The following is a 10,452-nucleotide window of genomic DNA, read 5'->3' as shown; positions in this document are numbered from 1 at the left end:
CATTCCGAACTCAGAAGTGAAACGCAATATCGCCGATGGTAGTGTGGGGTCTCCCCATGTGAGAGTAGGTCATTTCCAGGCGCCAAATACAAGAAAGCCCGCTACTATGTAGCGGGCTTTTTTCGTTATTGGCTGGAAAGATGACCGAACGAACATGGGGAAATAAAAAGCCCGAACGCAGTGAGCTTCAGTACCCATGTGGAGTAGGGGGAAGCCCTTGTGCTTATCAAACGAAGTTTGATGCAAGGGGTGAACGCGGAGAGCTTGCTCGAAGCTGGCCATTTCCAGGCTTTAAATTAAGTGAAGAAGCCACCTACTCTTATATGATAAAAGCAGGTGGCTTTTGTGTATAGGAAGTACTTATCCTCGAATGCCATGGATGGCATAGGAGAGGAGTTGCGTTTGGGCGTTTGTAAAATACTGAACGCTAACTTATCTAAAATACAGCCACCCGCAAGGTGACTACTTCACTTAAGGTAGGCATAAATGCCTACCCCCGATGTCAACCCGCTGCTTAGCGGGGCCAGAAACTGCACCCATGCGTTTCAGGCATTCGGCACATCCGTGTGCCTTGCCTCCAGCTTCGTAACAAGTTACTCGCGCTTCAAAGCCCTTGAATGCGTTGCATCCAGTGCTGGGCTTTTTCACCCCCATGTGTTCGCTGCGCGAACTACGAGAGTAGGTCATTTCCTGGCGCAACTTTGATTTCACTTTTGTAAAAGTGAAGACAAAACAGAATTCTCGAAAGAGAAGCGAGAAAGCCCGTTGCTAATGCAACAGGCTTTTTTCGTTTTTGTCTGGACTCTTTATTACGAGAATTGACCACTCGAACATGGGTAAGTAAAAAGTCTGAATCTAGTGTGGTTCAATATTCATGTGAAGTAAGACGAATCAAGCAGACCATTTTCATATCGCAATTTATGACAAACTCTTAAATTACTCAGCGTATGCTGCTCCATATATTGATTAGTATAAGTATTTTGCATTCTTGATATTTGGGTGTAAGTTTGTAGTTACTGATGGCTAATGAAGAGCCTTGTGAGAGGTCATTGGTCGACAAATCTTCAAAGGGTTAAGCTCGATATCATGAAAAAGACATTACTCACCTTAATACTCGCTTCTACTTTTAGTTATGCTGCTAGTGCTTGTACTGGTATTACTTTATCAACCACAGCGAATGAACAGATCCAGGCTCGAACGATTGAATGGGGTCATAGCGATCTAAACAGTAAACTTATCGTTTCACCTCGTGATCATCAATACACAGCAACTATGCCTGATCAACAGCAAGGACTAAGCTGGAACAGCAAATATGGCTTTGCAGGGATCTCTGTCAGCGATGATCGTTTTATTGCTGAAGGTTTGAATGAAAAGGGACTAAGCGCAGGCTTATTTTATTTCCGCAATTATGGCTCACTTGCTAAGTATGATCCTAAACAAACTGCGGATAACATTACCGATATGGATTTTGTTCGTTGGATGCTAACGCAATTTGAAACGGTTGCAGAAGTCGAGGCAGCATTAGGTAAAATTAAGATTGTCACTGTTTACTTTGATCAGCAAGGCAATACATCACCGACAGCACATTGGCGAGTATCTGATAAGCAGGGTAACAGTATTGTGATTGAGATAATGGATCACGGCAAAATCAATATCCATAAAAATACGGCTAAGGTACTAACCAATTCGCCGGACTATAGTTGGCAGGTCACAAACCTTAACAATTATATCAACCTCCATCCCGGTATCAGTCCGCCACAAAAGATAAATGGCGTTGAGGCACAATCCTTCGGGGTAGGCTCTAACTTTGTCGGCCTTCCTGGTGATATTTCACCACCATCTCGTTTTGTTCGCGCGGCTTTCTATGTCAATACTGCTCCGGTAATGGAAAATGCTCAACAAGCTGTTTCGCAAGCATTCCATATTTTGAACAACTTCGATATTCCAATAGGGAGCGAATTTAACAATAAGTCTCATATCCCTGATTTACCGAGTGCCACTCAGTGGACGTCAGTGATCGATCAAAGTAATGGACTCTTGTTTTATAAAACAATGCATAACAGTACAATTAAAAGAGTGGATCTTAATCAATTAGATTTTACGGCTAAGAGTGAAGTTAAACAAAAGTTAGACAGTGGCCAGTTTAGCTTTCAAGAGGTGAGTGTAAACAGATAACCGTTTATGACGCCCCCAAGCTTTTGGGGGCTTTGTTGCCCTAGCTAGAAACCTCTATGCTTCCAAAAAGCACTAATCTTGTCTTGCTCATCATTCATATGTACTTTAAAGGTCTTTTCGGCAACCACCTTACCTTTGAGTTCTAACGTCATTCGCCAGTTACCGACTTTGTTATGTTCAGGAGCCCAGATGGTGTCGCCTAAATAGAACTTCCAATCGTTTGATTGAACGAATACTTCGCCTTCAAACGGTGGGCGAATATTACCCTTGTCGTCGGGGATATTAGGGTGATAAATGCAATATCTTAGCTTTTGATTTTTGGCTTTTTTGATGTGAGCGATAAAACCGAATTCGATATCGATTTCAGCTGGAACATGCACCGTGGCTTTTAGCTGCCGTGGCAAGTCATCACTTGTATCATCCCACTGGGTGAATATTCCGCTGCGGATAATACTTATATCAGGTTTGAGTTTGGACACTGCTTGTCTTTTTGCTAATGATAATATTGATAGAATACTTAAATTTTCTTAGCTTTTCATGCTTTAGCTCTATCAGTGTAAAGTTGATGGTTTTAATTGTTATCATTTTTGTGGTGCCAATGGCTAGACTTTTTTATCTGTCTAGGTAGGCTAAGGAATATATTGTAGTTAAAGAAATCATTTCATGAACTTGGCAATTCTTTATTATGTTTACGACCCTATGTGTAGCTGGTGTTGGGCTTTTAGGCCTACATGGTTAGCACTGCAATCGCAATTAAAAGCAGCATTACCTGAGCTTAAGGTCGAGTATCGTTTAGGAGGATTAGCGCCAGACACTGACGAGCCAATGCCGAGTGAAATGCAAACATTTTTACAGCAAACATGGCAAAAGATTAGGCAACAAGTGGGAACTGAATTCAATTTCGACTTTTGGCTGCAATGCCAACCAAGACGCTCAACTTATCCTGCTTGTCGTGCTGTGTTGATTGCGCGTGAGTATGGCTTAGAAGAAGATATGCTGTTGGCAATTCAAAAAGCTTACTATTTGCAAGCGCGTAACCCGTCTGATGAAACCACTTTAGTTGAGTTAGCAGAAGCTTTAGGCCTTAACCCCGCATTGTTTACCAAAGCGCTGCGGAGTGAGCAGACCCATGCTAATTTAATTAGTGAGGTTAATCGTACTCGGCATTTACCGCTACAAGGTTTCCCGTCATTAGTGTTATTAGTTAATGGTCAGCTTTATGAAATAGCCATTGATTACACTGACCCGCAAACAAGTTATCAGCAGATCAGCAAAATTGTGGCAGGTTAGTTTGCTTGGATAGCGTTATTGCGGCGGCCTTATTCTATACAATTGACTTGGTCTTCACTATCGACGGTCAGCTCTAATACTTTCATATATTGGTCATGGGTAACATAACCGCATTGCCCCTTGATATAGGCACCAGATGATAGGCGAATTTGGTAAGCATATTCACCATCGGCTTGGTCTGTGTTGTAGTGGATACGCATGGTTTGCGCTGGGGCGATATTATCAAACACTAAGCGATTACTGGGCAGACTCACTTCCACGCGGGTAAGGATTTGCCCTGATTGATTGACGATTTTAACGCTTGGCATGATAAACAGATAAATATGATAGCCAAAAAATAAGAGTAAGCTTGTGACGATAAAAATGATTAGGCTCGTGCGCATTCAATATCCTTATTTATGGTGTAATGACAAGTTAAAATAAGCTTGGGTTTGATAAGTATAGAAAACAAATCATCAATATCATGTTATTTAAATACTTATACTGATTGGTATTAGCTCGCGCTTTTTATTTTGGCTTATCCGCGGTTTATTGTGATATCTGATATGTAGCCATGCTCGGTGCTCAGCAGAGCATGTTTTAACATGCCAGCTGCTTCTTCTGGCTGCATAAAGCTCACTGTATTTGCTTGTTTTCCGCTGGATGGCCAAAAACCTGTATCCATACCGCCGGGGTATACTGCAATCAGTTTCATTGGGCTGGACTTTAGCTCCAGACGCACGGATTCTATCAAGCCTTTTACCGCCCATTTTACTGCGCAATATGTCGACTCTTCAGCTTTAGCTGCCAATGCTGCGGTAGACATAACCATTACTACAGTCACAGCTTGATTCTTGTAGCGTTTAACGGCTTCTCGCAATACTAAAATAGCTGAGGTGAGGTTGTTATCAATTAGCGTCTTGATAGCGTCAGGATACTGGGTCTCGATTGGGCCAAAGTAACCACTGCCAGCACAATGAATGATCATGTTTGGTGTGCTTGGTAAGGCGTCAAATAGGTGCGTAACCGCTTGCCCGTCGCTTAAATCGCAAACATAGGAATTAATCGGACGTTTAATTGATTCCGCGACTTGTTCTAAACGTTCAGCATTACGGCCTGTAATCGCAATATCATCTTGTTCGGCATAAAGTTGAGCTAAAGAAGCTCCTAAACCACTGCTAGCGCCGGTAATTAATATCATTGCATTAGAGTCCTTTATTGAAGCTTGTTCAGCCGAATATTTAGATTGGTATAGCTAACCACTGGGTTTATCGTTTTCGTTATTATTCGATTTCGATTAACGGCTGCTCGAAATCAATAGCTTGTCCGTCATCAACTAAAATGGCACTAATCACACCGTCTTTATCCGCTGCAATACGGTTACTCATAGTCATAGCGTCAATGATACAAACGATATCGCCAGCTTTCACGGTTTGACCTACATGGCAAAGTGGAGCCTGGCTTTGCTTATCGATTAAATAAACTGTGCCGACCATAGGAGAGATTAGCTGGTGTGGCTCATCGTCGTTATAGTTATTGTCAGAATCATTATTATGTTTGAGTTGTTGGCTAGGTATTGCTGCTGCAACGCTACTTGCTGGGGCAAGGTAAGTCTGGTTATTAGCTTGTATAGGTACCGGGCTATGGCGACAAATACGCACAGACTCTTCGCCTTCTTTTATTTCAAGTTCTGCAATATCAGACTCTTGTACCAGCTCAATAAGCTTTTTTATTTTACGAATATCCATTGGGTAAGCTGACCTTAATGTTTGTCTGTGGCATGTAAACGGGCAATGGCTGCTTGCAGAGCAAATTGGTAGCCTTGGGCGCCTAATCCACAAATCACGCCGATGGCTTTATCTGAAAAGTAAGAATGATGGCGGAATGGTTCGCGACTATGCACGTTTGAAAGGTGCACTTCAATAAAGGAAATCGCTACACCAAGTAACGCATCTCGCAGTGCCACACTTGTATGGGTAAAAGCCGCAGGGTTGATAATCACCATGTCGGCATCACTGTTGTGAATAGCCTCAATCAGCAAATGTTCTGCATTAGATTGAATATGCTCAAGCTCCACATTCGCTTGGGCTGCACTTTGCTTAAGGTCATCGACAATTTGCTCAAGGGTATGGTGGCCGTAATGGCCTGGCTCACGACGGCCAAGTAAATTTAAATTAGGACCATTAACGAGTAAGATTTTTGTTTGGCTGCTCATGACTATTCCCTTGGTGTACTTAAGTGCACGCAATCGCGCTAATATCGTTTTGATTTCAACAAATAATCAGTCATTTGTCGATTGCTGTAGTGCGAAAGATAAAATGACTAAGGCATTTGGACTTAGTGCTAAAAACTGCTTTTGTTCTGTCTTAGTGCTTTGGTGGCACCTTTCTGTTTTTTAGCATCGACTCGGCGGCGTTGGCTACCTTTAGTCGGCTTGGTTGCGATGCGTTTTTTCTGCACCGTATTTACGCTTATTACTAAGGCTATAAACTGCTCTAACGCTGTTTGGCGATTAAAATCTTGGCTGCGGCTTTGCTGACACTTAATTATGATTTTGCCGCTTTTGGTAATACGGTGATCAGCTTTAGTGAGTAAGCGCTGTTGATAGTACTCTGGCAAAGAAGAGTTTTTGATATCGAATATCAACTGGGCAGCAGTAGAGACTTTATTGAGATGCTGACCTCCTGCGCCACTAGAGCGGATAAATTGCCACTCAAGCTCGCTGTCTTGAATTGATACTGAGTTTGATATTTTTATGGTTGCCAAAGCAGTGCCCTAATAATTGGTGGTTTACCTAACGCAAAACTAGGCGTAGGCTTTTAATCCTTTGCTCAATATTAACAGACTTTTAGCCGAAATAAGGGCGCGGTGCACTTTTCCTTCATGGCGGGTTTGCTATTATCAAGCAATGTTCCTCTCTAAATTGAGCATTATGGAGACAGAGTATGCTGTGTAAGATCCCTGATATAACGGCTGATGTGATTAGCTTATTTGCCAGTGGCCGTTTATCTACAGAAGATTACGGGCAGATCATGCAGCCGCTAATTGAGCGTTGTCGTGACGATAACGCTAAGATTTGTATCTACGTTGAAGCCGATGTCTTGCTCGAAGGCTGGCAACAAGAGTCATTAGCAGGCAGTGGTGAAGTGCAGTTACCCAATTTTGACGCCCTTGTACTGGTAGGTGGACCTGACTGGTTTGGTAATGCAGTAAGGTTAATGGGCCCATTTATGCAGGGTGAGGTCGCTTGGTACCCGCTAGAGCAAAAAGAATCTGCAATCGAGTGGATTGCAGCAAGAACTTAATTTGAATCTTGTTATAATCCCGTAAAATATATTTTTAGTCATCGTAATAGAAGGATTTACCAATGTCGTTATCTAAGCTGTCTGGGTTGTCTTTAGTGTGTGCATTAGTGTTTGGCTTGAGTGCCTGTGCCCCAGAAGTTGGCAGCGAAGCTTGGTGTAAGCAGATGAAAGAAAAGCCATCTGGTGACTGGTCTGCTAACGAAGCGACTGATTACGCTAAGCACTGCGTTTTTAAATAATAATTTCTTTATCAGACCTAAATTTAAAATGAGACCAAGTTCACTAAGGGCTCTATAAAATCTTGTTTGCAGTGAACTTTTGTTTATGATGCGGGTCTGATTTGCTACGAAAGTATCAATATTTACGCTTTTACATTAATCGATAGGTGAATTTTGCGTCTATTTACTCCTCAATCTCTGTATAAAATGGCAGCTGTATTAATTGCTGTTGTTGTACTGCAATTCGCAGGCGGCAACCTAGGCATGCATCAGTTACATTTAGGAGATCATGAAGAAGAGAGCGCACCTCACCCACATATTCAATTTACTGCTGACGTTACCACGCTATCGCAGTGTGTAGATTGCGCTTGTGCCTTTGACTCGATTGACAGTGCAGCTTCGGATGCCGAGCCTCACAGTCACACCGTTACTAAAACTGAATCAAAAAGCTTTGATCTTTGTTTAGATTGTCCTTGCCATGGTGGCCATGTAACCGCCATGTCTACAGTATCAATTGTGCCTTCTGTGCCAGTGAGTGACGCACTTACCAGTATTGATGGACAGTATTTACCTCCTGAGCAACTTCCAGACTATCGCCCTCCAATCGTTTAATCCTTAAGAGGTTGAAGTTGGCAAGATTTTACATCTTTGCTTGAATGGCATTGCTGCCTTAACTTCCGCTTCGCTAAATCTTTATTTAATTACCGTGTATTTATTGCATCGCTGCTTTTAGCTCAACTTAGCTTGAGTATTAACTGGCTGTAGCTGCAATGTTTACGCGACTGTTATATTGATTTGTACCCAGGCAATATCACGTAAAAGTCAGCCTTATGTTTAGCCTAAGGTTAGGCTAATAACCATGAGTTCGTGATTGCCGGGTCGATAGGATCCGCGATGAAAAAAACCATAATCGCCAGTCTACTCTTGGGCCTTTTAACGGTACCTGTAACGACTGTAACCGCTGCTGAGTCAACTCTCAGTGGTGCAATGAGCCAAACAGGGCTTGCTGCGACAACAAATAATCTTGGCCAATTTAGTCATTGGTTACCTCAAGTGATGCAGCGCTTTAATAGTCTGCCAGAAGTGCAAGCGCAAGCCGCACACCGTCAGCAAGCTTTGTTGAGCGTAGAGGCCGCAGACCAAGCGGTGTATAACCCAGAGTTAGGTTTAGGCTACCAAAATGCGAGTGAAGATACTTACAGCTTAGATATTAGCCAGAGAATTGACTGGGGTGACAAGCGTGGCGTAGCAACACGTATTGCCCAGCTAGAAAGTGAAATTTTACTATCTAACATTACGCTTGAGCGTAACCAAATGTTAGCCGAAAGACTGCAAGCTTTGACCAATCAAAGCCAAGCACGTAAAGCATTAGAGTTTCAAAAGCAGCAGTTTAACTTAGCTAAAGGCCAGCTTGATATCGCCCGTCAACGTACAGAAGTGGGGGACTTGTCGAGCGTTGAATTGCAACTTATGCAGCTTGATGTTGCTAGTAATGCAGCCGATTACGCATTAGCTGAGCAAGCCTCTATTGCGGCGGACGGCCAAGTATTAGCTTTGTTTGGTGAGTTTGACTTGCCGTTTGCAGACTTTGTTAATGCCTTAACAGTGCAAGCGGCCCATTTAGAAATCTCGCCTGAATTACCTGCACTTAAAAGTGCTTATCAGCAAGTACTAGTTGCTAAGGTGACGGCTGAACAAGCCAAGGCTGATGGCAGCGCCGATCCGAGTATTAGTCTAAGTGCAGAGCGCGAAGGTGGCGAAAACAAGTTTGGTGTTGGGGTGTCTATTCCGCTGCAGATCCGCAATAACTATAGCGAAGCGATTGCTGTTGCGAGTCAGGGTGTTGCCATTGCCGAGCAAACCTATTTAGCCCAAGAGCGTGTATTACTACAGCAGCAAAAGCAGTTTTTATTAAGCCTTCCAAGGCTCACCCAGCGCTATCAAGATTGGAGCGAGTTGGTACTGACCTCTGGCACCCAAGCCGCGCAGTCTTTGTCTCAACAATGGCAAGCGGGTGATATCAATACCAGTGACTACTTACAAAGCCAAAGACAGATGAGTGGCAGCTATTTAGCTGGGCTAGCGCTCGAGTCTGCCCTTTACGAGAGCTGGCTTAGCTGGATGGGAACAAGCGGACAATTGGAAGGCTACCTCAATAGCCAGTTATCAACTCAGGGTGCCACTGCGGCAGCACCTGAACGTGCTCAATAAAGGCTTTGATTATGAAAACGAACAATAAAACAGTGGTACCAACAATGATGCTGACTAATAGCACGGCAAAATCTAGCGTATTTGGACTTAACGCCATTACTCGCGCAATGAGCTTAGGTTTATTGATGACCCTAACAACAGCATTACTGATCCCGACACTGGCTACTGCAGGTGATGGCCATGATCACAGCGCTGAAGAAGCGGTGTTAGTTAAAGATGATGGCCACGGCCATGGCGCTGAGGAAGCAGTAGAAGAAGACGTTCACGGTATTGAGTTAACGGCTGAGCAATTAGCGTTGGCAAAGATTGAAGTGGCGCAACTTAGTGAGCAAAGCTTTAGTTTAGAAGCCGTTGCTACTGCAACCCTAGTCGTTGATCGCGACAGAACCGTGACTATTGCACCACAGGTTGATGTGCGTGTACTTAAGCGTAGCGTAGTGCCAGGGCAAGAAGTGAATAAGGGCGATGTGTTACTGACATTGGGCGGTGTTGCCGTTGCACAGGCACAAGCTGACTATATTAATGCCGCTGCAGAATGGAGCCGAGTTAAACGCATGAGCGCCAGTGCTGTCAGTGCGAGTCGCCGCTTACAAGCGCAAGTGGATGCTGAACTTAAACGCGCCACGCTAGAAGCGATGAAGATGACGTCTGCTCAAATTACCGCACTTGCTGATGCACCTGAAACCATAGGTAGCTATCAGCTTATCGCGCCAATCAGTGGCCGCGTACAAAAAGATATCGCCATGCTAGGGCAAATTGTGCCTGCAGGCACAGCCTTGATGCAGTTAACTGATGAGTCTCACTTATGGGTTGAAGCAGAGTTGACGCCTGTACAGGCTGAAAAAGTCAGTATCGGCAGCAAGACTGTGGTTAAGGTTGGTGATAAGAGCCTAGAGGGCACCATTATTGGCCGTTCTCATGAGCTTGATAGTGTAACTCGTACCGAGCAGATCTTAGTGGCATTTGAAAACGCAGGTCATGTATTACATGCGGGGCAATTTGCTGAGTTATACCTACCTGATGCGTCAGAAGGCGGAGTTATTTTGCCGGATTCGGCATTAACTCGCAGCAGTGATGGCCATTGGCAGGTATTTGTTCAAGGCGCAGAAGGCTTTGAAGGGGTTGAGATTGAAGTGGTTGAGCGTCAGCGCGGCATGAACTTAGTGCGCGGCTTAGCAAAAGATGCGCAGGTGGTGATCTCTGGTGCGTTCTTCCTAGCATCAGAGCAAGCTAAATCTGGCTTCGATATTCATAACCACTAAGAGGCGACTGCT

The 10,452-nt window shown here is 43.9% G+C and carries 14 protein-coding genes and 1 rRNA gene; 9 read left to right on the top strand and 6 right to left on the bottom strand.

The features are described 5' to 3' along the window. The 3 genes from rrf to L2748_RS14170 form a co-directional block, all read left to right on the top strand. Positions 1-81, top strand: a 5S ribosomal RNA gene (rrf, locus tag L2748_RS24720); the annotation flags it as partial. 59 nt (positions 82-140) lie between these two features. After that, positions 141-353, top strand: a complete 213-nt coding sequence (locus tag L2748_RS14175) for a hypothetical protein (protein WP_220783462.1) — start codon at positions 141-143, stop codon at positions 351-353. 733 nt (positions 354-1,086) lie between these two features. Next, positions 1,087-2,175: a linear amide C-N hydrolase gene (locus L2748_RS14170; RefSeq protein WP_220783461.1), complete on the top strand. Its 1,089-nt coding sequence runs from the start codon at positions 1,087-1,089 to the stop codon at positions 2,173-2,175. Positions 2,176-2,219: 44 nt separating this feature from the next. Here L2748_RS14170 and L2748_RS14165 read toward each other — a convergent pair whose 3' ends face one another. Further along, positions 2,220-2,654, bottom strand: a complete 435-nt coding sequence (locus L2748_RS14165) for a DUF3859 domain-containing protein (protein ID WP_220783460.1) — start codon at positions 2,652-2,654, stop codon at positions 2,220-2,222. A gap of 184 nt (positions 2,655-2,838) precedes the next feature. Between L2748_RS14165 and L2748_RS14160 the strand changes: the two genes are divergently transcribed. Then, positions 2,839-3,465 carry a DsbA family protein gene (locus L2748_RS14160; protein WP_220783459.1) on the top strand — a complete coding sequence of 209 codons (627 nt, stop codon included), beginning with the start codon at positions 2,839-2,841 and terminating at the stop codon, positions 3,463-3,465. Positions 3,466-3,494: 29 nt separating this feature from the next. Here the strand turns inward: L2748_RS14160 and L2748_RS14155 are convergent, their stop codons facing one another. From L2748_RS14155 to arfB, 5 genes are all read right to left on the bottom strand, one after another. After that, complete coding sequence (locus L2748_RS14155) at positions 3,495-3,848, bottom strand: hypothetical protein (protein WP_220783458.1); 354 nt, start codon at positions 3,846-3,848, stop codon at positions 3,495-3,497. 134 nt (positions 3,849-3,982) lie between these two features. Then, complete coding sequence (locus L2748_RS14150; RefSeq protein ID WP_220780638.1) at positions 3,983-4,645, bottom strand: SDR family NAD(P)-dependent oxidoreductase; 663 nt, start codon at positions 4,643-4,645, stop codon at positions 3,983-3,985. An 82-nt stretch (positions 4,646-4,727) separates the two neighbouring features. Next, complete coding sequence (accB, locus tag L2748_RS14145) at positions 4,728-5,192, bottom strand: acetyl-CoA carboxylase biotin carboxyl carrier protein (RefSeq protein WP_220780639.1); 465 nt, start codon at positions 5,190-5,192, stop codon at positions 4,728-4,730. Between the two features lie 14 nt (positions 5,193-5,206). Further along, the gene (aroQ, locus tag L2748_RS14140; RefSeq protein ID WP_220780640.1) at positions 5,207-5,659 is read right to left on the bottom strand and encodes a type II 3-dehydroquinate dehydratase; all 453 of its coding nucleotides are present in this window, start codon (positions 5,657-5,659) and stop codon (positions 5,207-5,209) included. 128 nt (positions 5,660-5,787) lie between these two features. Next, positions 5,788-6,210, bottom strand: coding sequence for an alternative ribosome rescue aminoacyl-tRNA hydrolase ArfB (gene arfB, locus L2748_RS14135; protein WP_220780641.1), 423 nt, complete (start codon positions 6,208-6,210; stop codon positions 5,788-5,790). 179 nt (positions 6,211-6,389) lie between these two features. On the opposite strand from arfB, the gene L2748_RS14130 reads away from it, so the two are divergent. From L2748_RS14130 to L2748_RS14110, 5 genes are all read left to right on the top strand, one after another. Then, positions 6,390-6,749, top strand: coding sequence for a SpoIIAA family protein (locus L2748_RS14130; RefSeq protein ID WP_220780642.1), 360 nt, complete (start codon positions 6,390-6,392; stop codon positions 6,747-6,749). Positions 6,750-6,811: 62 nt separating this feature from the next. Next, a complete protein-coding gene (locus L2748_RS14125) occupies positions 6,812-6,988 on the top strand; it encodes a DUF3012 domain-containing protein (protein ID WP_012153803.1) in 177 nt (58 codons plus the stop codon). 186 nt (positions 6,989-7,174) lie between these two features. After that, positions 7,175-7,579 carry a hypothetical protein gene (locus tag L2748_RS14120; RefSeq protein WP_220780683.1) on the top strand — a complete coding sequence of 135 codons (405 nt, stop codon included), beginning with the start codon at positions 7,175-7,177 and terminating at the stop codon, positions 7,577-7,579. A gap of 282 nt (positions 7,580-7,861) precedes the next feature. Next, positions 7,862-9,178 (top strand): TolC family protein, encoded by a 1,317-nt coding sequence (locus tag L2748_RS14115; protein ID WP_220780643.1) that lies wholly within the window; start codon positions 7,862-7,864, stop codon positions 9,176-9,178. Positions 9,179-9,189: 11 nt separating this feature from the next. Next, on the top strand, positions 9,190-10,440 hold the full coding sequence (locus L2748_RS14110; RefSeq protein ID WP_220780644.1) for an efflux RND transporter periplasmic adaptor subunit: 1,251 nt from the start codon (positions 9,190-9,192) through the stop codon (positions 10,438-10,440). Positions 10,441-10,452 lie beyond the last annotated feature (12 nt).

Origin of the sequence: Shewanella sairae (genome assembly GCF_023283535.1) — a bacterium.
Lineage (GTDB): Bacteria > Pseudomonadota > Gammaproteobacteria > Enterobacterales > Shewanellaceae > Shewanella > Shewanella sairae.
This window is presented reverse-complemented; position numbering and strand designations above follow the sequence as displayed.